General features: G+C 69.0%; 19 protein-coding genes. 8 read left to right on the top strand and 11 right to left on the bottom strand.

Going from position 1 to position 23882, the window contains the following annotated elements; all coding sequences use genetic code 11:
* Nucleotides 1-87 precede the first annotated feature (87 nt).
* Entirely contained in the window at nucleotides 88-966 is an 879-nt protein-coding gene (locus tag M5E06_RS35035; RefSeq protein ID WP_109073588.1) for a 3-hydroxybutyryl-CoA dehydrogenase, read from the top strand.
* 205 nt (nucleotides 967-1171) lie between these two features.
* Here M5E06_RS35035 and M5E06_RS35030 read toward each other — a convergent pair whose 3' ends face one another.
* Nucleotides 1172-3634, bottom strand: a complete 2463-nt coding sequence (locus M5E06_RS35030; RefSeq protein WP_252142193.1) for a glucose/quinate/shikimate family membrane-bound PQQ-dependent dehydrogenase — start codon at nucleotides 3632-3634, stop codon at nucleotides 1172-1174.
* Nucleotides 3635-3816: 182 nt separating this feature from the next.
* On the opposite strand from M5E06_RS35030, the gene M5E06_RS35025 reads away from it, so the two are divergent.
* Both M5E06_RS35025 and M5E06_RS35020 read left to right on the top strand, forming a co-directional pair.
* A complete protein-coding gene (locus M5E06_RS35025) occupies nucleotides 3817-4338 on the top strand; it encodes a BON domain-containing protein (protein WP_252142192.1) in 522 nt (173 codons plus the stop codon).
* A 174-nt stretch (nucleotides 4339-4512) separates the two neighbouring features.
* Nucleotides 4513-4722, top strand: a complete 210-nt coding sequence (locus tag M5E06_RS35020; RefSeq protein ID WP_109073591.1) for a hypothetical protein — start codon at nucleotides 4513-4515, stop codon at nucleotides 4720-4722.
* A gap of 43 nt (nucleotides 4723-4765) precedes the next feature.
* On the opposite strand, the gene M5E06_RS35015 is transcribed toward M5E06_RS35020, so the two are convergent.
* A complete protein-coding gene (locus M5E06_RS35015) occupies nucleotides 4766-5077 on the bottom strand; it encodes a hypothetical protein (RefSeq protein WP_252142191.1) in 312 nt (103 codons plus the stop codon).
* A gap of 307 nt (nucleotides 5078-5384) precedes the next feature.
* On the opposite strand from M5E06_RS35015, the gene M5E06_RS35010 reads away from it, so the two are divergent.
* The 4 genes from M5E06_RS35010 to M5E06_RS34995 all read left to right on the top strand — a co-directional run bounded on the left by M5E06_RS35010 (nucleotide 5385) and on the right by M5E06_RS34995 (nucleotide 8614).
* Entirely contained in the window at nucleotides 5385-6638 is a 1254-nt protein-coding gene (locus tag M5E06_RS35010) for an allantoate amidohydrolase (RefSeq protein ID WP_252142190.1), read from the top strand.
* A 13-nt stretch (nucleotides 6639-6651) separates the two neighbouring features.
* Nucleotides 6652-7890 carry a M20/M25/M40 family metallo-hydrolase gene (locus tag M5E06_RS35005; RefSeq protein ID WP_252142189.1) on the top strand — a complete coding sequence of 413 codons (1239 nt, stop codon included), beginning with the start codon at nucleotides 6652-6654 and terminating at the stop codon, nucleotides 7888-7890.
* Between the two features lie 67 nt (nucleotides 7891-7957).
* A complete protein-coding gene (locus M5E06_RS35000; protein WP_252142188.1) occupies nucleotides 7958-8227 on the top strand; it encodes a type II toxin-antitoxin system Phd/YefM family antitoxin in 270 nt (89 codons plus the stop codon).
* Between the two features lie 6 nt (nucleotides 8228-8233).
* Nucleotides 8234-8614 (top strand): hypothetical protein, encoded by a 381-nt coding sequence (locus M5E06_RS34995; protein WP_252142187.1) that lies wholly within the window; start codon nucleotides 8234-8236, stop codon nucleotides 8612-8614.
* Between the two features lie 73 nt (nucleotides 8615-8687).
* On the opposite strand, the gene M5E06_RS34990 is transcribed toward M5E06_RS34995, so the two are convergent.
* The 6 genes from M5E06_RS34990 to M5E06_RS34965 are packed head-to-tail and all read right to left on the bottom strand — an operon-like array spanning nucleotide 8688 to nucleotide 16375.
* Nucleotides 8688-10481 carry an alpha/beta hydrolase gene (locus tag M5E06_RS34990; protein ID WP_252142186.1) on the bottom strand — a complete coding sequence of 598 codons (1794 nt, stop codon included), beginning with the start codon at nucleotides 10479-10481 and terminating at the stop codon, nucleotides 8688-8690.
* Nucleotides 10478-12970: a glycoside hydrolase family 2 protein gene (locus tag M5E06_RS34985; RefSeq protein ID WP_252142185.1), complete on the bottom strand. Its 2493-nt coding sequence runs from the start codon at nucleotides 12968-12970 to the stop codon at nucleotides 10478-10480. The genes M5E06_RS34990 and M5E06_RS34985 overlap by 4 nt, the downstream gene beginning before the upstream one ends.
* 6 nt (nucleotides 12971-12976) lie before the next feature.
* Entirely contained in the window at nucleotides 12977-13924 is a 948-nt protein-coding gene (locus M5E06_RS34980; RefSeq protein WP_252142184.1) for a DUF1839 family protein, read from the bottom strand.
* 8 nt (nucleotides 13925-13932) lie between these two features.
* Entirely contained in the window at nucleotides 13933-14859 is a 927-nt protein-coding gene (locus M5E06_RS34975; protein WP_252142183.1) for an amino acid--[acyl-carrier-protein] ligase, read from the bottom strand.
* The gene (locus M5E06_RS34970; RefSeq protein ID WP_252142182.1) at nucleotides 14856-16073 is read right to left on the bottom strand and encodes an acyl-CoA dehydrogenase family protein; all 1218 of its coding nucleotides are present in this window, start codon (nucleotides 16071-16073) and stop codon (nucleotides 14856-14858) included. The genes M5E06_RS34975 and M5E06_RS34970 overlap by 4 nt, the downstream gene beginning before the upstream one ends.
* Entirely contained in the window at nucleotides 16070-16375 is a 306-nt protein-coding gene (locus M5E06_RS34965) for an acyl carrier protein (RefSeq protein WP_252142181.1), read from the bottom strand. Before M5E06_RS34965 ends, M5E06_RS34970 begins: the two co-directional genes overlap by 4 nt.
* Nucleotides 16376-16937: 562 nt before the next feature.
* Here M5E06_RS34965 and M5E06_RS34960 point away from each other — a divergent pair.
* Nucleotides 16938-19565, top strand: a complete 2628-nt coding sequence (locus M5E06_RS34960) for a methyl-accepting chemotaxis protein (protein ID WP_252142180.1) — start codon at nucleotides 16938-16940, stop codon at nucleotides 19563-19565.
* A 28-nt stretch (nucleotides 19566-19593) separates the two neighbouring features.
* On the opposite strand, the gene M5E06_RS34955 is transcribed toward M5E06_RS34960, so the two are convergent.
* The 3 genes from M5E06_RS34955 to M5E06_RS34945 all read right to left on the bottom strand — a co-directional run bounded on the left by M5E06_RS34955 (nucleotide 19594) and on the right by M5E06_RS34945 (nucleotide 23720).
* Nucleotides 19594-20301 carry a Crp/Fnr family transcriptional regulator gene (locus M5E06_RS34955; RefSeq protein ID WP_246457956.1) on the bottom strand — a complete coding sequence of 236 codons (708 nt, stop codon included), beginning with the start codon at nucleotides 20299-20301 and terminating at the stop codon, nucleotides 19594-19596.
* 115 nt (nucleotides 20302-20416) lie between these two features.
* Nucleotides 20417-22255, bottom strand: a complete 1839-nt coding sequence (locus tag M5E06_RS34950; protein ID WP_252142179.1) for an ABC transporter ATP-binding protein/permease — start codon at nucleotides 22253-22255, stop codon at nucleotides 20417-20419.
* Nucleotides 22256-22355: 100 nt separating this feature from the next.
* A complete protein-coding gene (locus M5E06_RS34945; protein WP_252142178.1) occupies nucleotides 22356-23720 on the bottom strand; it encodes a GH1 family beta-glucosidase in 1365 nt (454 codons plus the stop codon).
* Nucleotides 23721-23882: the final 162 nt, after the last annotated feature.

Below are 23882 nucleotides of genomic sequence, written 5' to 3'. Positions count from 1 at the left end.
GATCCGGACCGCCGCGGCGGTCACCGGCATGACCCGGTGCCCGCCGCGATGGACCATTTTACCCACATCCTTCGCGGGACAGCCTCCATGACCACGATCAAGAAGATTGGCATCATCGGCGCCGGCCAGATGGGCAGCGGTATTGCCCAGGTCTGCGCCCAGGCCGGCTATGATGTCGTCCTGTCCGACATCAGCGACGCGGTCCTGGAAAAGGCGCTCGCCTCCATCGGCCGGAATTACGACCGGCAGATCCAGAAGGGCAAGATGGAGGAGCAGGCGAAGACCGCCGCCCTCGGCCGGATCGTGACCGGCACCGACCTGTCTGTGTTCGGCGAATCCGATCTGGTGATCGAAGCCGCGACCGAGAACGAGGCGCTGAAGCGCGACCTGCTGAAGAAGCTGGTCCCGCACCTGAAGCCGGAGGCGCTGATCGCGACGAACACCTCGTCGATCTCGATCACCCGTCTGGCGGCGGCGACCGACCGTCCGGCCAAGTTCATGGGCATGCACTTCATGAACCCGGTGCCGGTGATGCAGCTGGTCGAGCTGATCCGCGGCATCGCGACCGACGAGCCGACCTTCAACGCCATCAAGGAACTGACCCTCGCCATCGGCAAGACCGCCGCGGTGGCCGAGGATTTCCCGGCCTTCATCGTCAACCGCATCCTGCTGCCGATGATCAACGAAGCGGTCTACACCCTGTATGAGGGCGTCGGTGGCGTCGAGGCCATCGACACTGCGTTGAAGCTGGGCGCCAACCACCCGATGGGTCCGCTGGAGCTGGCCGACTTCATCGGACTGGACACCTGTCTGGCGGTGATGCAGGTGCTGTATGAAGGCTTGGCTGACAGCAAGTACCGCCCCTGCCCGCTGCTGGTGAAGTATGTCGAGGCCGGCTGGATCGGCAAGAAGTACGGCCGCGGATTCTACGACTACTCGCAGACGCCGCCGGTGCCAACGCGCTGAGGATTGTGTGGGGAAAAAGCCCGCCCTGGGGAACCGGGGCGGGTTTTTTGTTGGTTTTTTTGGGGAGGGGATGGCTGGCGAATGCCCCTCCCTAACCCTCCCCCGCTATCGCGGGAGAGGGAACTCCGCCGCTTCGACACTTACTCCCTCTCCCACCGAAGGTGGGGGAGGGTTGGGGAGGGGGCAATGTACTTCCCCCACCCCCTCACTTCGGCAGCGCATAGGCGATCACCGAATCGCCCGCCTTGGTTCCGAGCGAGCCGTGCCCGCCGGCCACCACCAGCACATATTGCCGGCCGTCCTCGCCCTGGTAGGTCATCGGCGTGGCCTGACCGCCGGCCGGAAGGCGGCTTTCCCACAGCTGCTTGCCGGTGGAAACGTCGTAGGCCCGCACATAATAGTCGATGGTGCCGGACAGGAAGGCCACGCCGCCCGCGGTCATGATCGGGCCGCCCAGGTTGGGCACGCCCATGCGGAAGGGCAGCGGCACCGGCGCGGCGTCGCGGGTGGTGCCGTTCTTGTGCTTCCAGACGATCTTGCCGGTCGTCAGATCGGCCGCGGCGACATAGCCCCAGGGCGGCGCCTGACAGGGCAGGCCCAGGACCGAGACGAAGGGGGCGAGCTTCACCGCATAGGGTGCGCCGAAATTCTCGTTCAGCGCCGGCAGGCTGAATTTCGGCCGTTCGCCGCCCTGGACATACAGATCCGTGTCGTTCTTGCGCGGCACCAGCTGCGAAACGAAGGCCAGATAGGCCGGCGTGGTGAAGGCGATCTGGCGCTTGGGATCGACGGCGACGCTGCCCCAGTTGAACACGCCGAAATTGCCGGGATAGATCAGCGAGCCCTGCAGCGACGGTGGGGTGAAGCGGCCGTCATAGCGCAGGCGCTTCAGCGCGATGCGGCAGGCAAGCTGGTCGAACATCGTCGCCCCCCACATGTCCGCCCCGGTCAGCGGCGGCGGGTCGTAGGACAGGGCGGAGACCGGCTGGGTCGGGGCGCTGTGATCGCCTTCGGCGGCACCCTGCGGCGCCGGCTTCTCGGTCACCGGCAGGATCGGCTTGCCGGTGCGGCGGTCCAGCACGAACAGCTCTCCCTGCTTGGTCGGCTGGACCAGGGCCGGAACGGTCTGGCCGTCGACGGTCAGGTCGATCAGGCTGGGCTGCGCCGGCACGTCATAATCCCACAGATCGTGATGCACGGTCTGGAAGACCCAGCGCACCTGCCCCGTCGCCAGATCGAGCGCCACGACAGAGGAGGAGAAGCGCTCCACCGCCGGGCTGCGGTTGCCGCCGAACTGGTCGGGCGGCTGGTTGCCGAGCGGCACATAGACCATGCCCAGTGCCTCGTCGACGCTGGAGATCGACCAGCTGTTGGGCGAATTGACGGTGTAGGTCTGGCCGTCGGGGATCGGCGCGGTCTGGTCCGGCTTGGCCGAATCCCAGTTCCACACCAGATGGCCGTCATTGACGTCGAAGGCGCGGATCACGCCCGACTGCTCGTGAACCGACACATTGTCCAGCACCGTGCCGCCAACGATGACGAGGTTGGCCGTCACCACCGGCGGGGAGGTCGAATAATAGGCGCCGGGCCGGACGTTCGGCATGTTGGCCCACAGGTTGATCTGGCCATCCTGGCCGAAGCCGGTGCAGATCGACCCATCTTCCGGGTTCAGCGCGACCAGACGGCCGTCGGCGGTCGGCATGAACAGTTTGGCGGCACAGGCGCCGCCGGCAACGGGAGCGGAGGCGGCGGTCTGTTGGGCCGCCTGTTGGGCCGCCTGCTGAGCCGGATGATAGGACAGGCCGCGGCAGGTCAGGTGCTGCAGCGCCAATTGCTTCTGGTCGATCTTCAGGTCGCGGCGCCAGACCTCCTTGCCGGTGGTGGCGTCCAGCGCGATCACATGCTGGTGCGGCGAGCACAGGAACAGGCGGTTGCCGATCTTCAGCGGCGTCACCTCGAAGGTGGTTTCCTTGGGATCGCCGGGCTGGCCGCGCAGGTCGCCGGTCTCATAGGTCCAGGCGACCTGAAGCTTGTCGGCATTCTCCGGCGTGATGCCGGTCAGCGGCGAATAGCGCTGGCCGTAGCCGGTCCGGCCATAGGCCTGCCACTCCCCGTCCGGGATCGCGGGGCCGGAGCCGGTGCCTGCAGCCGAGGCTGAAGCGGTCTGCTGCCGCGGCGGAACGGTTCCATCGATGCGGTGCGGGTCGGTGAACCAGGAGACGACGCCGACCAGCAGCACGATCACCAGCGAGACGGTCAGCGGGATGCCGGTGCCGCGGAAGGCGCCGACGGGATAAGCGCCCGGCGCCCGTTCGCCGGCCATCGGTTCGCGCTCGCCCAGGCGCCGGGTGACCCAGGGCAGCAGAAGCAGGAAGCCGATCACCGCGACCACGTCGCCGCGCGCCGACAGCGGCCACCAATCCAGCCCGACCTCCCACAGTGCCCAGATCAGCGTGCCGATCACCAGCAGCGCATAGATCGACAGCGCCGTCGGGGAGCGCTTCGCCAACAGCGCAGCGGTCGCCAGGAACAGCAGCCCTGCGATGGCGTAGTACCAGGACCCGCCCAGCAGGATCAGCCACAGCCCGCCGCCCAGCGCGCCGAGCCCAAGCAACGCCAACAGGATGACCATCGCCCAGAGGGCGACGCTTCGTTTTGAATGTGTCATGGCACGTCCTCAGCCAAAGCCCTTTTCGAACCCAACTCCCGACCGTTGAGTTGGTTGCGGCTTTTTTGAGCGGTAGCCGTCATGCGCGGCGCGCTGCCGTCTTCCGGCAAGGTTTTGGAACGGTGTGGGGCCACATGTGTTGAACGGCCAATGATCCCGGAAACCGCAGGACGGAGACCGCCATGCACCGCCATCCCTGGAGCGAAGAGTTCGTCAAGATGAGCCCGCAGGCCCGCTATCGCGGCGTCGGTCCGCGCAACTACCGCCGCTCCGACGAACGCATCCTGGAGGACATCAACGAACGCCTGACCGACGACCACCACATCGACGCCTCCGACATCGGCGTGAAGGTGGAGGGCGGCGAGGTGACGCTGTCCGGGACCGTGGAGGACCGCGCCGCCCGCCGCCGGGCGGAGGACATCGCCGAAAGCGTGTCGGGCGTCGGCCATGTGCAGAACGACCTGCGCGTCGCCGGCCGCACCGCGCCGGGCCAGACCACCAGCGTCGGAATGGGCGAGCGGGTGGAACCGGCAGCCCCGCAGGGCGAAGGCAGCGTGACCGGTCCCGGCGCCCCGGCGCGAGACGCCATGGTGGCCGCGCTCGACAACAGCTCCATGGTGCTGGGCAAGCAGCCGCTGCCGGAGGACGACACTCTGCGGCGTAGTGACGCCATGGCAGGCAGCGAGAGGCGCGACCGGCGCTGACTCAACGGCTTGCGAGGGGCGCCCGCCCCTCCTGCACCGGAAGCGCTGCTGCCCTGCGCGGAGGACCGGAAGGCCGGAGGGGATACTTAACCGTTGGTTAACCGGCTGGGACCATTGTCCCGCGGCCAATCGAGTATCCCCTCTCAAGCCTTCTGGAACAGAGCAGCTGCCATCATGGGCAACAAGACCATCAAGCTTTCCGACAAGTCCGGCTATCGCGACGTCGCGCTGGACCAACTGCCGCGCAACGTCCGCGCCGCGGTGACCGACCTGTCGACCAAGAATCCGGTCGCCGACATCATCGTCGACCAGTCCGGCATGCTGTACCGCATCCACCTGTCGGCCCCGGCCAACATGTATGTGGATGTCCTGGCCGTCGCCTGACGCGACGCCTCGGTTTTTCAGCGTTCGGAAGGGCGGCTTGCAGCTATTGCAGCCGCCCTTCGTCGTTCCGGCCCTCCAGCCTTGCCAGCGCGCCGTTCAGCAGCCGGGGCGGCAGCATCGCCACCGCCCCCTCCCGCACCGCCCGCACATCCTCAAGGTCGAGCCCGGTCGCGACGGCCAGCTGGCGGTCGTCCAGCCCGCGGTCTTCCGCCAGAATCATGATCCATCCCGCCAGCGTGCGGGCCTGGGCCAGTTCGGTGCGGTCGTTGAACCAAAGGCCGCCACCCTGCCCACCTAGCGGGCGGCCAATCGGCGTTGCGTTTTCGAAAGGCATGTCGGGATCGAACGACGTCATGGACGCACCTCCCCTCAGCAGTTTCTTTCGCACTCGCAGCAAAAACACAGGCTCATCGGCAGATTTTGTTCGGCTTCATTTATGAAGTCTGCCACCGGCCTTCCAGAGGGTGGTAGGCAATATTCGGCACCCCCAACGATCTTTCTCCTGCCTTTTTGCGCTGCGGCATGATCGGAAGGCGCTGAACGTCCCCCTTTCCGGGATTCTTTGAAACTGTCTTCACCGGCCGGGGGCTAGGGCGGAGCGGTGGCTTCGGCGTATAACCGGGGGCATCGTCCTGTTTCCCCAGCGCAGTCCGGACCCGCCGATGCCCGAATCCCCGCTCTCTGGACCGGCCCTTCTCGACCGCATCGACGCGCTGGCGGCGATCAGCGCCGAGGATGACCGGCTGTCGCGCCTCTACCTGACGCCGGAACACCGCCGCGCCAACGACCTCGTCGCCGGCTGGATGCGCGAGGCGGGGATGAGCGTGCGCGAGGATGCGGTCGGCAACGTCATCGGCCGCTACGAGGGCGATCAGCCGGGACTGCCGGCCCTGCTGATCGGCTCCCACCTCGACACCGTGCGCGATGCCGGGCGCTATGACGGCATGCTGGGGGTGCTGAGCGGCATCGCCGTGGTCGCCGACCTGAACGCCCGCCGCCGGCGCCTGCCCTTCGCCATCGAGGTGATCGGCTTCGGCGACGAGGAGGGCACGCGCTTCCAATCGACCCTGATCGGCAGCCGCGCCATCGCCGGCACCTTCGACCCGGCGGTGCTGGAGACGCGCGACGCCGCCGGCACGCGGCTGGCCGACGCGATGACCGCCTTCGGGCTTGAACCCGCCGCCTGGGCAAGCGCGGCCTACGAGCCGCATGCCGTCCTGGCCTATGTGGAACTTCACATCGAACAGGGGCCGGTGCTGGAGGCGCTGGGCCGGCCGGTCGGCGTTGTCACCGCCATCGCCGGTGCCACCCGGCTGGCGGTGACGGTGGAGGGGATGGCCGGCCATGCCGGCACCGTGCCGATGACCCTGCGCCGCGATGCGCTGGCCGCCTCCGCCGAGATGATCCTGGCGGTGGAGCAGCTCTGTTCCGGGCAGGAGCGGCTGGTCGGCACCGTCGGCCGGATCGAGGCGTCGCCCGGCGCCACCAACGTCATTCCCGGCAAGGTTCGCTTCACCGTCGACCTGCGCGCCGACCGCGATGGATTGCGGCTGGAGCGGGTCGGCGCCGTCCGCGCCCGGCTGGAGGCCATCGCCGACGCCCGCGGCGTCGCCATCGGCTTCGAGACGCTGCATGAAAGCCCGGCGGTGGCCTGCCACCCGGCGCTGATGGCACAGTTCACCGATGCCGCGGCGGCCGAAGGACTGGACGCGCCGGAGTTGCCGAGCGGCGCCGGCCACGACGCCATGGCGATGGAGGCGCTGACCGACATCGCCATGCTGTTCGTGCGCTGCGAACGCGGCATCTCGCACAACCCGGCCGAACGCATCACCGCCGCCGATGCCGAGGCCGGCGTCCGCGTGCTCGCCCGCTTCGTCGACCATTTCCAGCCCGCAACCTCCCCCTCCATCCCGTGACGGACCGCCTGCCATGACCGACCTGTCCCCCTCCCTCGCCGCCACACTGGATGAGGCGGTGAATGCCCGCTTCGACGACGAGGTCCGTTTCCTGGCGGAGCTGGTGAAGGTGCCGTCCGACAACCCGCCGGGCGACTGCGCCCCCCATGCCGTCCGCGCCGCCGAACTGCTGGAGGCGATGGGCTTCACGGTGGAACGCCACCCGGTGCCGGCCGAACTGGTGCGGGCCAACGGCATGATCAGCGCCACCAATCTGGTGATCCGCCACCGCTTCGGCGATGGACCGACCGTGGCGCTGAACGCCCATGGCGACGTGGTGCCGCCCGGTGAGGGCTGGTCGAGCGATCCCTATGGCGCGGAAATCCGCGACGGGGTGATGTATGGCCGCGGCGTGGCGGTGTCGAAGTCGGACTTCGCCACCTACGCCTTTGCGCTGCGGGCGCTGATGGCCTCAGAGGCGCCGCTGAAGGGCACGGTTGAGCTGCATTTGACCTATGACGAGGAGGCCGGCGGCGAGATCGGGCCGAAATGGCTGCTCGACCAGGGGATTTCCAAACCGGACTATGCGGTGTCGGCCAGCTTCGCCTATTCGGTGGTGACCGGGCACAATGGCTGCCTGCATCTGGAGGTGCAGGTCGACGGCAAGTCCGCCCATGCCGCCCGCCCCGACACCGGCCATGACGCGCTGGAGGCGGCGACCGGTATCCTGGCCGCCCTCTATGCCCACCGTCCGGAGTTGGCGACGCGCCGCTCGAACGTCGTCGGCATCACCTGCCCGTCGCTGACGGTCGGGCTGATCCAGGGCGGCATCAACACCAACGTGGTGCCCGACCGCGTCACCTTCCGCCTCGACCGCCGCATGATCCCGGAGGAAAACCCGGCGGAGGTGGAGGCCGAACTGCGCGGCCTGATCGAGCGCGCCGCGACGGGCCGCGAGGGCATCCGCGTCACCATCCGCCGCATCCTGCTGGCCCGCCCCTTCCGCTCGGTCGGCGACGCGCCGCGGCTGGCGGCGCTGTTCGCAGCCCACGCGCAGGAGGTGCTGGGCGTGCCGGTCGGCCAGAACGGCATTCCGCTCTACACCGACGCCCGTCATTACTCGGAGGCCGGCATCCCCACCATCCTCTACGGCGCCGGCCCGCGCGACCTGCTGGAGGCCAACGGCCACCGCGCCGACGAGAAGCTGGTGCTGGAAGACCTGCGCCGGGCGACCCAGGTGGTGGCGCGGTCGCTGGCGGAGCTGCTGGGGTAGGCGGAGGGGAACTGGACAAACTCACGCAGCACCTCTAACTTTTTGAGATCTGCAGAGGGTAAGTGCCATGGCCGTCATCAGGGTGTCGGACGCCGAGTTCCAACGTGACATCAGCCGATACCAGGATATTGCTTTGAGCCAGCCTGTCACCGTCACACGTGATGGGCGGCAAAGCACCGTGCTGATCTCGACCGAAGAGTACCGTCGCTTGAAGCGGCGGGAACGACGTGTCATGGGGCCGGAGGACTTCACCGAAGCCGACATTGCTGCGCTTGAATCTGCCCACCCTCCGGCCGATGCAGGCGCCTTCGACGACGAGCTTCCCCCGACATCGTAAAAAACCGTGCCGTTCCCAACCCCTGTCCCCGGTCTCGTCATCCGCTATAGCTATCTCTGGCGGGCGGAGCATCTGCGCGGACAGGAGGAAGGGGTCAAGGATCGCCCCTGCGCCGTCGTCCTGACGACCATGACGGAAGAGGGCGACCTTTGCGTGACGGTCCTGCCGATCACGCATTCCCCGCCGGCGGACTTGGCTTCAGCTGTTGAAATTCCTGCTGCGACGAAAGTCCGGCTCGGCCTCGACACCGAACGATCCTGGGTGGTTCTGACGGAAGCGAACCGGTTTGTCTGGCCCGGTCCGGACTTGCGGCCGGCGCGGCCGGACGATGCAGGCAGCGTCACCTATGGCTTGCTGCCCGCCCGCTTCTTCAACGATCTGCGCTAAAAATTCATCGCACTCGTCAAGGCGCGCCGTGCTGGGGCCGTGCGCCGGACGGAGTAGCGGCATTTCCCCCGCCCTACCCCACCCGCTCGCCGGACGGCAGGCCCCCCGATGGCAGGCCGAGGCTCCAGCCGGTGAGGCCGCAGGCGGCGGGATCTGAGTGGGCGGCGGTTTCCAGGCAGGTCAGATGGCGGTCGATCAGACGGTCCAGACGGTCGCGCGCCTCCCACACCGTCAGGCTGTGGTCGGAGCGGTCGAGATAGACCACCTCAATGCCGGGCAGGCCGTCCAGGGCGCGGCCGCCCTCGCCCAGATGCAGGTAGAATTCGGCCAGCGTCATGTCGTCGCTGCTGTAGACCACCAGCACCCGCCGGCCTTCCGCCGACAGGCGGCGGAACATGCGCAGGGCATGGCGGGTCAGGCCGGTGCGGAGAAGCAGCTTGCGGACGAAGCGGCCGGTCAGACGCTTGGCCAGCCCGACGGTGCGGGCGGGCTTGCGGATGCTGGCACGCAGGCGGGCCGGCTTCAGCGCCTCCAGCAGATATTCCTTGGTGGAGCGGAAGGGGACAGACCGCATCAGATCGAGCACGGCGATGCCGCCGCCCAGCTCGAACCGGCCGGGATTCAGCACGATTTGCCCGACCACGCGGTCGTCGCCCAGGCCGGCATGCAGGGCCGGCGTGCCGCCGGCGCACAGGCCGATGACGACGACGCGCTCGTGCCCCTGCTGCTCCAACCAGTTCAGCGCGGCGCGGACGTCGGCGATCACCTCCTTGTTGTAGAGCAGATTGTCCGGGAAGCCGGGCCGGTCGGGGCTGTCGCCGATGCCGGCCGCGTCGATCCTGAGCGAGGCATAGCCGCGCGCCGCCAGCCGCCGCGCCTGGACCACGGTGGCGCGGCCGGAGCCGACATGGTGGGTGGCGCCGCTGTTCAGGAACAGGATGGCGGGCCGGTTGCCGGCGGGATCGGCCAGGACCGGGGTGCAATAGATGCCGAACAGCTCCGGCGCCGACCCGAAGAAGACCGGACGTTCGACCGCCGTCGGCATCATCAGGCCGGCCGGGCGGTCCGGCGGCGGGGTGGCGCCGCTGGCGATCGGGCCGGCGGCGATCCAGCGCAGGACCGGGTCCAGCACCGCGGCGGCCTGGGCGCCCTGGGGCTGCTGGACCAGTTCCATCACGCCGCTGACGGCCATCGGCTCCGCCACCGCACCCATGGCGCGCCAGCGGGTGGCGAGCTTCACCGGCGTCTTGCCTTCCGGACGGTCGGCGATCAGGATGCGCGGGGCGGGCAGCGCCGGCCGGTCGAACGGGTTGAGGGCGCCCAGCGCCAGCGCCGTTTCGGGCGTCACCGGCATGCCGATCACGTTCAGCCAGGAGGCGCGTTCCGGCGGCTCCGGATTGCAGACCGGACGCAGCACGATGGCCGCCAGGGTCTGCAGTTCACGCAGCGCCTTGCGGCCCGAGGTGATCGGCGACACCAGAGCCAGCGTGTCGACGCCCTGCCCCTCGTCGGCCAGCTCCTGCGCCGCCGCCGTGGCGAGCAGCGAGCCCATGCGGTAGCCGACCAGGGTCAGTTCGGTGACGCCGGTGTCCTCGCGCAGGCGGCGGACCGCCGCCTTGACGCCGTCCACCCAGGCGCGCACCCGGTCGGGGTCGCTGTCCTCCCCGGCCGAATCGCCGGATCCGGGATAATCGAAACGCAATGTCGGCAACCCGGCCGCGGCCAGCCCTTCGGCGAAGCTTCTCCAGGCGCGGTGCGCGCACAGCTCCTCGTAGCCGTAGGCACCGCACAGGACCACCCCGCGCAGGCCCTGCGCCGGATGCAGCCATCCGAAACAACCATCGAACACCACCGGTGTCGGCTTCATGCGTTCCCCCTGTAGCGGACGGGCGCCAGCGCATTCAGCGCATGGACCTCGCCGTCCGGCACCAATCGTCCGGCCGATGCCGTCCCGTCCGTAACCCCCGAACCTGCCCGCGGCCGCAGGCGGATGACCCGCTCGACGCCGGGCGGAAGATGGAACCAGGCGTCTTCCGCCTGGAACCGCTCGTCCTCCACATGCACCGAACAGGCGAACCGCGCCGTGGCAAGCCGCAACGCCCAGTTCCCCTCCTGGCCCTCCACCACTGCGGTCAAACCGAGATCGGACCGTGGCAGCGAGCGTCCCTTGGGGAAATAATGAGACTCGTCAATTGGTTCCGCTTCCCTTTCGGCCGACAGCAATTGCGCCGTCACCACATCGTGTGGGATAGGCCCAAACCTGTAGCTGTAGGTCGTGTCAAAAAAGCGGTCGGACAATTCGGCGGCGGCCAGTGAGATCGCACCTCTCGCCGGCAGCGTCACCGGACGCTCCGCCTTCAGCACCGGAACCGCCCCGTCCCGCGCCCCATTGCGCCATGCGGTGAGCCGCAGCAGCGCCTCCACCGGTTGGGCGGTGTCGTTGACCAGATGCACCGCCAGCCCGTTGACGCCCTCGTCGGTCAGGATCACCCGCAGCGGCCGGAAAGCGCGCTTCAGCGCGTGCCAGGCCGGCTTCGGCGTGCCGTCGGCGGTGACCACCCCCCAGCCGGCGCCCGGCCAGGGATCGCGCCACTGCCAGACCAGCCCGCCGGCGCAGGTCGATCCGGCGCGCCGCCATTCGTCGACCACCGCCTGCATCACCTCCCCGGTCACGGCGCGCGACAGGCGGCGGTAGCGGTCGGGATCCTCGTAGCGCAGGCGGCGCGGATCGACGTCATAGAGCGCTTCCAGATAATGCTCCCGCACATCCTCGAAGTCCCAGGAGGCGCCGGGGTCGCGCGGCACCCGTTCCTTCCAGCGGGGATGGTGGAGCGCCGGGACGCCCAGCGGATCGTCCTCGCACAGATTGGCGAAGGCGAGGCATTCGCTGGCGAAGCGCACGCCGGCGCACCGGGCATCCTCCAGCGGCTTCATATAGGCGCCGACGCCGTAATAGTGGGTCACCCCGGCATTGGCGATGAAGGGCAAGGCCCCGCCACTGGGGGAGTTGGCGACGCGGATCAGGTCGGGCCGCCGGGCCGCCGCTTCCTCCGCGATCACCGCGGTCAGCGCCGGCTGGCTCCAGGAAGCGCGGGGCAGGCCGAGCATGGCCGCCTGCTGCTCCATCTCGCTGCCGCCGCACAGCACCGCCAGCGAGGGCGAGGCCTGGGTGCGGTCGAGCAGTTGCGCGATCTCCGCCCGCACGCTGTCGAGGAAGGCCGGATCGGTGGGATAGTCGAAATTGGCGAACATAGCGTCCTGCCAGACCAGGATGCCCAGCTCGTCGCACAGTTCGAAGAAGGCGTCGCCTTCGTACAGCATGGTGCCGCCCACGCGGACCATGTTGGCGCCGGCGTCGCGCATCCGGCGCAGTTCGGATTCGTAGGCCGCACGGTCGGACGACAGCCCGACCAGATCGACCGGCACCCAGCAGCCGCCGCGACAGAACACGCGGACGCCGTTCACCAGCAGGGCGAAGCCGTTGCCGTCCGGGCCACGGTCGACATCCAGCGAGCGGAAGCCGACGCGGCCGAGATCGACCTCGGCCGATCCGATGCGGGCGGTCACGCCGTGCAGGACCGGCTCGCCATGGGTGTGCGGCCACCAGGGTTCGACCCCCGGCAGGGTCAGGTCGGCGCTGAACCCATCGACGCCGTCGAAGACGAGCGGCGCCGTCCGGCCGGCGACCTCCACCGATCCGGTGGCACCGGCCGCCGCCCCCTCCACCGTCAGGCGCAGCGACAGATGGCCGTCCCGCCCGTCATAGCCGCTGCGTAGATCGGCGCCGAGCACACGGCAAGGACCGGTCTCCTCCACCAGCTCCACCGGGCGGAAGGGGCCGACGGCATGGATGGGCGGGCACCAGCCCGGCATATGGCCCAGCAGGGTGGTGCGGACGAAGCGCAGCCCCGCCGGCTCGGCCAGCTTGGGCCGCCAGCGGGCACGGCCCTTCTTCGCCGCCAGCGCCGGGTGCAGGGCGTGGAAGCGGATGGACAGCTCCGCCTCGCCATTCAGCGTCACCGGCACCTCATGGGCCAGATACATGCTGTCGGAGGTCAGGATGCGCTCGCCGTCCAGCCGGACCTCGGCGATCGTGGCGAGGCCGTGGAAGCGCAGGATGCGCGGGCCATGTCCGGTCAGGCGGGTGCGGTAGACGACATCCTTGTCATGGAGCGGAGCGGGATCCTCCGCCGACCACAGGCCGGCGGCCTGGAGCGCCTGCGCGGCGGTGCCGGGAACCGGGGCCGGGATACCCTCCGCCCCGTTATCAGATCCGCCCGGTGCCGATGCGGTCAGAGTCCATCCCTGGTCCAGAAGGGTCTGCCGGCGTCCGGTGACGGATCGGATACGGGCCATCGCCACTCACCCGTATCGCCGGGCCAGACTGCCCAGGACGGTGTCGTAGCCCCGTTCCAGCCGGTCGAAGCTGTCGGTTAGGTCGGGCGCCTTGCGCCGGGCCACGGTGCGGGCCAGCTGGAACTGCATGGCCTTGGCGCCCTCTGCGATGGACTGGCAGGCCTCCGCCGCGTCGGCCGGGCCGTCGAGCCAGCGGACATGGGCGCCCAGCAACTCGAAATTGGCGCCGAGCTGGCGCAGCAGGTTGAAGGCGTAGAGGTGGAAATACTCCATCGGCCGGCTCAGCAGCCGGTCGAGATGCTCCGGGAAGGCGGCGCGGTAGGCCGTCACCGGATTGCCGGCCGGCCGGCGGGCGAGATGGCGGCGCAGCAGGTCGAGTGACGCTGTGACCAGCGCGCTCCCTTCCAGCGGCGGGGCGCCGGGCTTCACGAACTCGACATAGGGGAAGAGCGGACCGGCCGCCGCGGCGGCGACGCCCTCATAATCGGCGCCCTCCAGCCGATAGAAGCCGGCATTGTGGAAGTAATCCATCGTCCGCGCCGCCGGGTCGATGCGGACGATGCCGACCGTCGTCTTCACATGGGTGGTGCCGTACGACGTGCCGCGGGTGTCCGGCAGGTGGAAGCCGTCGACCTCCACCAGAACCAGCCCACCATCCCGGCTGCGCTTCAACTGCTCCGCCACATGGGCTTCGACGCTGTCGTAGATCGCCAGCTCCTGCACGCGCAGGCCGTACAGCGTCTCCAGATCCTCCAGCGGCACCTTGAAGAAGGTGAACTGGTCGCCTTCGAAATCCTGGGCGACGGTGAAGCCCAGCATCGCCCGCGGTTCCAAGCCGCGGGCATGCAGCGCCTCGATCCACAGATCGACGTAGCAGTTGGTCTCCGGCCAAATCCGCTCACCCTGGTGCAGGGGATGGCGGTCGTAGCCGTCGGGCCGATGCGGAGTCCACATGCTGGCGGTCACCCCCACAGGACCTTGCGGACCGAGGCCGGCCACTGCGCGGTGTCGAAGCCGTGGTGGCGGAACAGCGCCAGCGCCACGCGCTCCATGCCGAAGCCGACGCAGGCGGTGTGGGCGACGCCGCCGTCGGCGGTGTGGATGTCCCACAGATGGCCGAAATGGTCCTGGTGATAGTTGAAGCTGAGGCAGGCGGTCGGCTTCTCATTGCTGGTGATCGGGATCAGCAGCTCGAACTTCAGCTTCTGCTCGCGCTGGCTGCTCGACAGCATGGCGCCGGCCCGGCCGAAGAAGGGATCGTTGGCGACGTCGACGTCCAGCGGCACCTCCAGCGCCCCCATCATCTCGCGCCCGCGCTCCAGCCACAGTTCGCGGAATTCCACGACCTGATCGGGGGTGCCGATGCGGATGTATTCGCGCATGCGGAACAGCTGCATGCGGGCGGGGTCGATCGACGGCTCGCGCCGGAAGCAGTAGGAGAAGACGTCGATCAGCTTGCCGTCACCGGGCAGCGCGCCGCGTTGGGCGATGGTCGGATAGACCGGGTAGCAGGCAGCCGGGGTCATCACCACGTCGGTCGCGACCTGATCCTCGGTCCAGTCCTGCCCCTCCTCCAGCCGGCGCAGCAGGGTGCGGTGCGCTTTCTCGTCGCCGCCGAAGCTGTGGATGGTGCCGGCCAGATGGGGAAAGCTCTTCAGATACTCGCTTTCCTCGAAATACTGGCGGTTCAGGGCCGGCGGGAAGCGCATGACCTCCGCCCCGTCCTGGCCGCCCCAGCGGGTGACCAGGGCGTCGAAACGCTCCACCACATCCTCGAAGACGCCGCTGCGGCCATAGAGGCCGTCCACGCCCGTGGGGATCAGCAGCCCGGCTTCCACCAGATCGTCGCGATAGGCGGCCTGGGCCGCGGTGATGTCGACCATGTTCATTCGAAGGGCCCCAACCCGTCCCGCTGGACGAGAAGCTGAGTGGCGACATGCGACATGATGCGGTCGTTGCCGATCATGAGCGCGGCGGAATGGGCGTCGCGCAGGTGGCGACCCAGGCTGTAGGGGGTGTCGTTGCGGTAGCCGGCCAACCCGCAGGTGCGGATCGCCGCCTCCACCACCTCGCGCACCAGTTCGGAGGTGGTGACCTTCAGCGTGCTCATCGCCGTGGCGAAGGACAGGCTGGTCAGCTGCTCCGGCGAGCCGCAGGCCATCTCGTACTGGCGGATGGCGGCGAGGATGACGGCCTTCATCTGCTGGAGCTTGGCCGTCGCCTCGGCCAGCCGCACGGCCGACGCCGGGGTGGTGCCGGGCTTGCGCTTGGCCTCCGACCGGACGAAGGCACGGGCGCGGCTGACCGCGTCGGCGGCGATGCCGAGCCAGGTGCTGCTCCACAGGATGTGGGTGACCGGCAGCATGGTCTGGGCCGACAGGTCGGCATAGGGCAAGGGCAGGATCTGGTCGATGACGCCCACCGCCTCCAGCCGGTAGCCGTCGGAGCAGGTGCCGCGCATGCCCATCGCGTCCCAGAGCGAGGTCTTCTCCAGCCGGTAATCGTCCTTGGTCACCACCACCAGCACCTGATCCGACGACGGCGCGTCGGGGTTGCGCCGCGCGGTGACCAGGATCACATCGGACTGGTCGCCGTAGGAGATGACCGACGCGTTCTTCGCCAGGGTGAAGCGCCCGCCTTCGGCCCCCGGTTCAGCCTGAACGGCGCAGACGCTGTTGCGGATGTCGCCGCCGGTCTCCTTCTCCGTCGTGGCGGAGCCGAGCAGGAGCTGTTCGGCGGCGATGCGCGCCATCAGGTCGCGGTGCCAATCGTTGGTGCCGTGATTGACCAGACAGGCGACCTGGATCTGGTGCATGGCATAGATCATGCCGGTGGCGGCGCAGCCGCGGGCCAGCGCATGGCAGGCCGCCGCCACGTCGAACAGCGAGGCGCCGGCACCGCCGAGGTCCGCCGGAACCATGACGCCCAGCAGCCCTTGCTCGCGCAGGGCGTCGAAGGCCTCGGTGGGGAAGCGGCCGTCGCGGTCGACGGCATCGGCATGGCGCGCGGCGATCTCGGCACCGACGGCACGCGCACGGGCCGCGACATTGACCGGAGCGGAGGCTGTCGCCCGCTCGGCCAGGGCGGCCGGGGCGGCGTTCACGCCTCGCCCCCGTCGACCAGACCGCGCACCGCGTCGCGGATCGCCGCGATGCTCTCGAAGGTGCGGCGGTTCAGCAGCTTTTCCGGAAATTCGACGTCGAACTGCTCCTCCAGCCCCAGCATCAGGCCGACGCAGCCGTGCGAGGTGAGGCCGGCGGAATAGAGGTCGTCGTCGATGGCGAGGGTGCCGGCATCGACCGCCAGCCCGCCGCACTCCGCGAGGACGGAGCGGATGCCGGCGATCATCCCGTCGTCGGAACCACCGGATGCTGAAGGGGGAAGCCCGGCGGTCCCAACGGTCATGGAGCCCTCAAAGGACGAACTGGCGAAAGGGTGGCTGGCATCCTGCGGCATTCTCGAAATCCCTTGGGTAACGTGCTGATCCCAAGCTAGCCACGCCACCCCGGTGCTTCCACTCGGCATCGGTATGGCCGTCCCGCTATCCAAGTGATCGGTTTTTCACCGGTGGGGGTAAGCACAGGGATAGGGTCGGTCGATGGCCGGGATGCCTTTCGTGCTGCCCGCTATGGCTATGATCCACGCGCATAGACCTGGGCTTGGCAGTTCGGAAGCGGGTTACGGAGTTTCCCGTCGAAGAAATTATCACACCCGCGATGGTCGGGTTTTCCGCATATCGGAAGGTCTATGACTATCTTTTCGAGTTAGCGGAAAAGAGATTGACGGCTGCTCACCGCCTCGAAAATCATGCAAGGGCCGGTGTGGCCGATGGTCGCAAGCACGTCTTGAAGCTTGCAGCTCCATGATTGCGCACAATGCGGGCTTGCGGCCGGCAGCGACCATATCCGCCCTTACCTGCCTGCCCTTACCAGCCCACCCTTACCTGCTTTGTGGGGAAACCGACGCCATGACCACTGCCGCACCCGCCGTCCCACAGTCCGGCGCAGCCAAAACCGGGCGCCGTCTCGGCGTGCGGGCAAAGCTGATGCTGTCCTTCGCCGGCATGGCGGCGATGACGGTGGCGGCCAGCGCCGTCGGCCTGATGTCCTTCTCCGCGGTGGAGCGGCCGATGGCGCAGATCGCCGACACCAGCCTGCCGGAGATGGAACTGGCGACCCGGCTGGCCGGCGCAAGCGGCGCCATTGCCTCGGCCGCCCCCACCCTGGACGGCGCCGCCAGCCAGGAGGAGCGGGAGCGCATCCGGACCGAAGCCAAGGAACGCGCCCGCGGCTTCCTGTCGCTGGTCGACGAGCTGGCCGGGCGCCGGCCGCAGGACCCGCTGCTGACGGAGGTGCGCGAGACCGGCAACGCGCTGATCGCCACGCTGGACGGTATCAACGACGGCGTGGCACGGCGCCTGTCCGTGCATGACCGGCGCGAGGCCGCGTCCACCCGGCTGGCCCAGACCTATGACGGCTTCCTCAAGACGCTGGCGCCGCTGGTCGATGGCGCCGGAGAGGCCTTGCAGCAGAAGGGCATGGCGCTGGACGGCGGCACCGATCGCGACATGGGGACGCTGTCCGACGCCGTGCGGTCGATGATCGCGCTCTATGATCTGCGCAGCGGCATCGCCGGCGCGCTCGACGCCATGAACCGCTCCGGCACGGCGCAGGACGCCAAGACCATCGGCGAGCTGCAGCAATCCTATCTGGAGGCGTCGTCGCAGGTGACGGGGACCCTCGGCACGCTGGGCGACCGCTTGGCCCCCGACACCGCCGGCAAGATCGACGCGCTGTTCCTGTTCGGCTATGGCAAGGACAATGTTTTCGACCTGCGCCGCGCCGCCCTGGACGGCACCGAAAACAGCAGCGGGGCGGTCGACCGCCGGCTGGCCGAGCGACTGACCGCCGCCAGGACGCAGGCCGCCCAACTGCTCGACGGGCTGAAGGCGCCGCTGCGCAAGGTGCAGAGCGACATCAAGCGCGCCAATTTCGACATCCGCTCGCAGGTGCAGGAGGCGGTGCAGGACCTGCTGGGCAGCGGGCTGGAGCGCTTCCGCACCAATCTGGAGCTGTCGACCTACGGCACCGCCCTGACCGGCGCGCTGAACGAGGCGGCGCAGGCCCCCGACGCCGCCCGCCTGGATCTCCTGGAAAAGCGCTTCACCGCCGCGTCCTCGTCGCTTTATGAGCGCGTCGGCACCCTGCGCGGGCAGTCCGGCGACGATACCGCCGGCACCGAGGTGCTGACGGCGCTGGCGAAGGCGCTGATCGGCTTCGGCCGCGGCGAGGAAGGGGTGATCGCCCTGCGCCGCGCCGAACTGGCGGCGGCGGCCGACACCGAGCGGATGCTGGCCGAGAACCGGCTGCTGGCCCAGCGCTTCGCCGCTACCGTCGACCGCGAAATCGCCGCCATGCGGGACCAGGCGAAGGCGGCGGTGACCGGCACCGAAGGCACCATCGCCGCCGGCCGCAAGATGCTGATCCTGTTCGCCGTCGGCAGCCTGATCGGCGCCGCAGCGCTGGCTTGGCTGGTGGTCGGCCGCCACATCGTCGCCCGGCTGAGCGCGCTGTCCGACGCCATGCGGGAGATCGCCGAGGGCCGGCTGGATGCGCCGATCCCCGCCGCCGGGGCGGACGAGATCGGCGACATGACCCGCGCCCTGATGATCTTCCGCGACACCGCCAACGAGGCGAACGCCGCCAATGCGCGGGCGGAGGCCGAACGCGGCCGGGCCGCCGGCGAACGCCGCCGCGCCATGGTCGAGATGGCGGAGAATTTCGAGAGCAGCGTCCGCGGCGTGCTCGACCGCGTCGCCCAGGCGGCCGGCGAGATGCAGGACATGGCCGAGCGCATGACCCGCAGCGCCGACCTGACCGCCGGGGAGGCGACGACCGCCGCCGGAAGCTCGCAGCAGGCGGAGGGCAACGTCAAGGCGGTCGCCGCGGCGACGGAGGAACTGTCGGCTTCGATCCAGGAGATCGGCACCCAGGTCCATGCCTCCAGCCAGATCGCCCGCAAGGCGGCGGACGAGGCCGAACGCACCGACCGCACGGTTGAAGGGCTGGCCCAGACCGCCGGCCGCATCGGCGAGGTGGTCGGGCTGATCCAGTCGATCGCCGGCCAGACCAACCTGTTGGCGCTGAACGCGACGATCGAGGCGGCGCGCGCCGGGGAAGCCGGCAAGGGCTTTGCCGTCGTGGCAAGCGAGGTGAAGGGCCTCGCCACCCAGACCGCCAAGGCGACGGAGGACATCTCCGCCCAGATCGCCGCCATGCAATCGGTGACCCAGGAGGCGGTGGACGCCATCCGCTCCATCGCCGGCACCATCCGCGAAGTGAACGAGATCGCCGCCACCATCGCCGCCGCGGTGGAACAGCAGAGCGCCGCAACCCGCGAGATCGCCCGCAATGTCGGCGAGGCGGCGGACAGCACCCAGCATGTGCGCGGCAACATCGACTCCGTCGCCGATGCGGCGCGCGAGTCGGGGGAGTCGGCCAACCGCGTGCTGTCGGCCTCCTCCACCGTGCAGGATCAACTGCGGACGCTGGCCGGTCAGGTCGACGGGCTGGTGGAGGAGATGCGGGCGGCCTGAGGACGGCGTTCGGATCCAGGGGGGCGGGCTACGGCCCGTCCGCCAGCTCGCGCAGGGCGTCCACGTCGCAGCGGAAGCGGTTGGGCCGCAGCTCGTCCAGCAGGCCTTGCCGCTTCAGTTCGGCGACGACGCGGCTGGCGGTCTCGGTGGTGATGCCCAGCACGGCGCCGACATCCTCCCGCCCGAAGAAGTCGCATTCGCCCTGGTCGTCCACCAGGGTCAGGAACAGCCGGGCGACCCGCGCCCTGGCGCTGCCGGTGCCGAGTTCGACCAGAAAGGCGTCGGCCCGCTCCACCGCCTGATGCCAGCGCCGCATCAGTTGCTGGTGCAGGTGCTGCGTCTCCTCCGACAGGCGCTGGATCACCGCGCGGGGGATGCGGCAGGTCAGGACGGGGTGGATGGCAATGGCGGTGTGGCGGTAGGGCTCGCCCAGCGCCGCCTCCAGCCCGGCGGTGTCGCCGGTGCGCAGGAGCCGGACGATGCGCTGGCCGCCATTCGGCAGATACTGCACCAGCTTCACCAGCCCGCCGCGCACGGTGAAGAGCGCGGCCGGCTCGTCGCCGACATGGTAGAGCGCGGCGCCCGGCGCCACCGTCATCTCGTCGATCGGCAGGTGGATCAGGTTGAAATCGGATTCGGTCAGATCGGCGAACAGCGCCGACTCCCGGATGCCGCACCCCCGGCAGTTCGCCAGCCCCCGCCATGCCGCGTTGATGCTGGTCTTCTTCACGCTCATGTCCATGGTTGTGCGGGGCGGCGATGCTGTGGGTGCGAACGGTGTCCGCCGCGCAGTGTGGCAGCTTTTTGGATCGGTTCCAAGGTTCGCGCCCAAGGTTCGGGAGCGGGGAGAGTCAGGCCGCGCTTTCCGTCGCCGGCAGGACCTCCCGCACCTCCTCGCGCAGGGTGACGGCGCCGTTGGTGCGCTCCAGCACCAGCTTGCGGCCGTGGTGGGCGTCCAGCCCGGCGTGGTGGCCGATGGTCAACAGGGTGGCGTTCGGCAGTTCCCGCTCCATCAGCGTCAGCAGCTCCTCCTCCGCCGGGGGGTCGAGGCTGTCGGTGGCGTCCTCCAGGAAGATCCAGTCGGGGCGGCGGATCAGCAGCCGGGCGAAGCCCAGGCGTTGGCGTTCGGGCACCGACAGCACCTCGTCCCAACGGTCGAGGCTGTCGAGCCGGTCGACGAGGTCGGGCAGCCCGACGCTGACCAGCGCGTCGGCCGCCTTGTCGTCGGCCAACGACGAGGCCGTGCCGGGATAGGCCAGCACCGCGCGCAGGGTGGCATGCGGCAGATAGGGACGCTCGGGCATGAAGAAGACGCGGGTGTGGGCCGGCAGGGTGATGAGCCCGCGGCCCCAGGGCCAGACGCCGGCCACGGCACGGAACAGGCGGATGGTCGCCGTCGCGTCGCCGCCGATCAGCACGCGGTCGCCCGGCCGCACCTCCAGATCGAAGGAATGGACCACGGCAGTGCCGTTCGGCTCGTCGATGGCGACGCCGGTGAAGGTCAGGGACTTGTGCTCGTCCGCGCGCACGACCTGGATATGGCCGTCCGGGACGTCGCAGACCTCGCGGTCCAGCCGAACCAGCGCGTCGTGCAGGTTCAGCACGCGTTCCACCGACGCGCGCCATTCGGCGGCCCGCGGCAGATTGTCGATCGGCCAGGACAGGGCGCCCACCGTCTGCTGGAAGGCCTGCGCCGTCTGCATCAGCACGCCCAGCGTGATGGCGCCGGTGATATAGCGGGGGGCGGCGACCAGGATCGGAAAAGCCGCCGACAGCACGGAATAGCTGGCGCTGAACACCATCATATTGGCGAGCGCCGCGGTCTGGCGGTTCCAGCCCCGCGCCACCCCGGCGAACAGGCCGGTGAGATGTCCGCGCTCGGCCGATTCTCCGTGCAGCAGCGCGATGGTCTGGCCGTTCTCGCGGATGCGGGCCAGCGCGAAGCGGAAATCGGCCTCGTAGCCCTGGCGGCGGTTGACGGCGTTGACCAGCGGCTGGCCGATCAGCATGGCGATGCTGGTGCCCACCACGGCATAGATCAGCGCCACATAGAGCAGATGGCCCGGCACCGACAGCTCGGACCCGAAGACCGTGACCGTCAGGGTGCCGGACAGCATCCACAGGATGTTGGTGAAGCTGACCAGCAGCAGCGCGCAGTAGGTCAGCGAATGGCCGAGGTCGATGGCGACCTCCGCCGTGATGCGGATGTCCTCGGCGATGCGGCCGTCGGGGTTGTCGTGCTCGCCCGGCAGATAGGCGATCTGGTGGTGGCGGCCGCGGCGCAGCCAGTCCTCCAGCAGCTTGCGCGTCAGCCAGTCGCGCCAGCCCATCTGCAACCGGCGCTTCACCCGCAGATGCAGCACAACGATGACGATGTTGTAGACGATGATCAGCCCGACCAGGCCGATCATGGTCATCAACCGGTCCATGGAGCGCTGTTCGAGCGCGTCGAACAGCCGCTCGCTCCACAGATTGATCAGCACCGGGATCGACACCTGCCCGATCGTCAGCACGACCAGCGCCACGGTCATCGCCCAGACGGTCACCCGGGTCCGTCCGAACCAATAGCCGCCCGCCAGCATCAGGAAGCGGCGGGTAAAGCCCGGTGCGCCATTGTCCGGCCTGCCGGCGGCGGATTGGTCACCGCCGGTTTTGCCGCCGTCGGTCTTGCCGTCTGTGTCGTCGGTCATGTCGCCCATCCCGGGCTCCCGCCCTCAATCCTTAACGTCCGTATGGCTAACGAATAGGACGTCTATCGCCAAAAGTACAGGGTCAGGGGCGAAAGAAGGGTTAAAGCCTCCCCGTTCTCACAACCTCGGCAAGGAAGCGATAGCTGTCCTTCGGCGTGCGTTCCAGCGTATCATAATCGACCCGCACGATGCCGAACCGCTTCGACAGGCCGAAGGCCCATTCGAAGTTGTCCAGCAGGCTCCAGCACAGATAGCCCTTCACGTTGCAGCCGTCGGCCAGCGCCTTCGCCACCGATTCCAGATGCTCGCGGTAGTACAGCACCCGCTCGGCATCGTGGATCTGGCCGTCCGGCGTCACGATGTCGTCATAGGCGCAGCCGTTTTCCGCGATGAAGACGGCGGGGTTGCCGTAGTCGGTGCGGAATTCGGTCAGCAGGTCGTACAGCCCCTCCGGCTGCACCGGCCAGGCCATGCCGGTCCAGCGCCGGCACTGCGCCTCGCCCCAGCCGACATTGAAGGGCCGGCCCTCCTCATGCTTCATCGTCATGCGGGAGTAGTAGTTGATGCCCAGCAGGTCGATGGGATAGCGGATCGCCTCCTCGTCGCCGGGCAGCACGAAATCCGCCATCCGGTCGGCCAGCAGCGCCGGGATCTGCCCGCGCATCACCCCGTCCAGCGTCACCCGGTTCCACACCGCGTCCCAGCGGGCGGCGGCGGCCACGTCCTCCGGCCGGTCACTGTCGGGAACGGCTGGCTGCAGGTTCAGGACGGTGCCCAGCGTCAGGCCGGAATGCTCCGCCGCGATGGCGCGCAACGCCGCGCCCTGCGCCAGATTCTGGTGGTGCAGAGCCCGCAGGATGCCCTGTTCGCCCAACTTGTGGCCGGGGGCGTGCTCCCCCACGCCATAGCCGAAGATGGCGACCACGTTCGGCTCGTTCAGCATCATCCAGGTCTTGACCCGGTCAGCCAGCCGGGCGGCGACGATGCGGGCGTAGTCGGCGAAGGGGCCGATGATCTCCCGCCCCTGCCAGCCGCCGGCATCCTCCAGCGGCTGCGGCAGGTCCCAGTGATAGAGGCAGGCCATCGGCGTGATCCCGGCCTCCAGCAGCCCGTCGACCAGCCGGTCGTAGAAATCGAGGCCACGCGTCTCCACCGCCCCGGTCCCCGTCGGCAGGATGCGCGGCCAGGCGATGGAGAAGCGGTAGCTGTCGAAGCCCGCCGCCTTCATCAGCGCGATGTCTTCCGGATAGCGGTGGTAATGGTCGCAGGCGACGGCGGCGCTGCTGCCGTCCATGATGCGCCCTTGCGCGGTGAAGGTGTCCCACACGCAAGGCCCGCGCCCGTCCTCCGCCACCGCGCCTTCGATCTGGTAGGAGGCGGTGGACGCGCCCCAACGGAAATCTGGCGGGAAACTCAGCGGTCTGGCATCGGCGGCCTGGGACACGGGCTGGCTGAAACTGTCCATTGCTATCCTCCCACGGAGACATTCGTTTTTCCCAGCATGCCGCAGCCGGACCGTCTTCGCCATGGGACAAGCATGCGAATGATGTGGGCGCGACGCGGTGGCGCATCCGGGAGCGAGTGCACGCGAGTACTGTGCGGACCTCTCCGAAAGGCGTAGCCTGTT

Origin of the sequence: Azospirillum sp. A1-3 (genome assembly GCF_023806445.1) — a bacterium.
GTDB lineage: Bacteria > Pseudomonadota > Alphaproteobacteria > Azospirillales > Azospirillaceae > Azospirillum.
Note: the sequence above shows the minus strand (reverse complement) of the source record. Positions and strands in the feature narration are given on the sequence as shown.

Bases quoted from the DNA above. Each gene is read 5' to 3' on its own strand.
- M5E06_RS35035 (WP_109073588.1), top strand. From the start codon at position 88: ATGACCACGATCAAGAAGATTGGCATCATCGGCGCCGGCCAGATGGGC.
- M5E06_RS35030 (WP_252142193.1), bottom strand. From the start codon at position 3,634: ATGACACATTCAAAACGAAGCGTCGCCCTCTGGGCGATGGTCATCCTG.
- M5E06_RS35025 (WP_252142192.1), top strand. From the start codon at position 3,817: ATGCACCGCCATCCCTGGAGCGAAGAGTTCGTCAAGATGAGCCCGCAG.
- M5E06_RS35020 (WP_109073591.1), top strand. From the start codon at position 4,513: ATGGGCAACAAGACCATCAAGCTTTCCGACAAGTCCGGCTATCGCGAC.
- M5E06_RS35015 (WP_252142191.1), bottom strand. From the start codon at position 5,077: ATGACGTCGTTCGATCCCGACATGCCTTTCGAAAACGCAACGCCGATT.
- M5E06_RS35010 (WP_252142190.1), top strand. From the start codon at position 5,385: ATGCCCGAATCCCCGCTCTCTGGACCGGCCCTTCTCGACCGCATCGAC.
- M5E06_RS35005 (WP_252142189.1), top strand. From the start codon at position 6,652: ATGACCGACCTGTCCCCCTCCCTCGCCGCCACACTGGATGAGGCGGTG.
- M5E06_RS35000 (WP_252142188.1), top strand. From the start codon at position 7,958: ATGGCCGTCATCAGGGTGTCGGACGCCGAGTTCCAACGTGACATCAGC.
- M5E06_RS34990 (WP_252142186.1), bottom strand. From the start codon at position 10,481: ATGAAGCCGACACCGGTGGTGTTCGATGGTTGTTTCGGATGGCTGCAT.
- M5E06_RS34985 (WP_252142185.1), bottom strand. From the start codon at position 12,970: ATGGCCCGTATCCGATCCGTCACCGGACGCCGGCAGACCCTTCTGGAC.
- M5E06_RS34980 (WP_252142184.1), bottom strand. From the start codon at position 13,924: ATGTGGACTCCGCATCGGCCCGACGGCTACGACCGCCATCCCCTGCAC.
- M5E06_RS34975 (WP_252142183.1), bottom strand. From the start codon at position 14,859: ATGAACATGGTCGACATCACCGCGGCCCAGGCCGCCTATCGCGACGAT.
- M5E06_RS34965 (WP_252142181.1), bottom strand. From the start codon at position 16,375: ATGACCGTTGGGACCGCCGGGCTTCCCCCTTCAGCATCCGGTGGTTCC.
- M5E06_RS34960 (WP_252142180.1), top strand. From the start codon at position 16,938: ATGACCACTGCCGCACCCGCCGTCCCACAGTCCGGCGCAGCCAAAACC.
- M5E06_RS34955 (WP_246457956.1), bottom strand. From the start codon at position 20,301: ATGAGCGTGAAGAAGACCAGCATCAACGCGGCATGGCGGGGGCTGGCG.
- M5E06_RS34950 (WP_252142179.1), bottom strand. From the start codon at position 22,255: ATGACCGACGACACAGACGGCAAGACCGACGGCGGCAAAACCGGCGGT.
- M5E06_RS34945 (WP_252142178.1), bottom strand. From the start codon at position 23,720: ATGGACAGTTTCAGCCAGCCCGTGTCCCAGGCCGCCGATGCCAGACCG.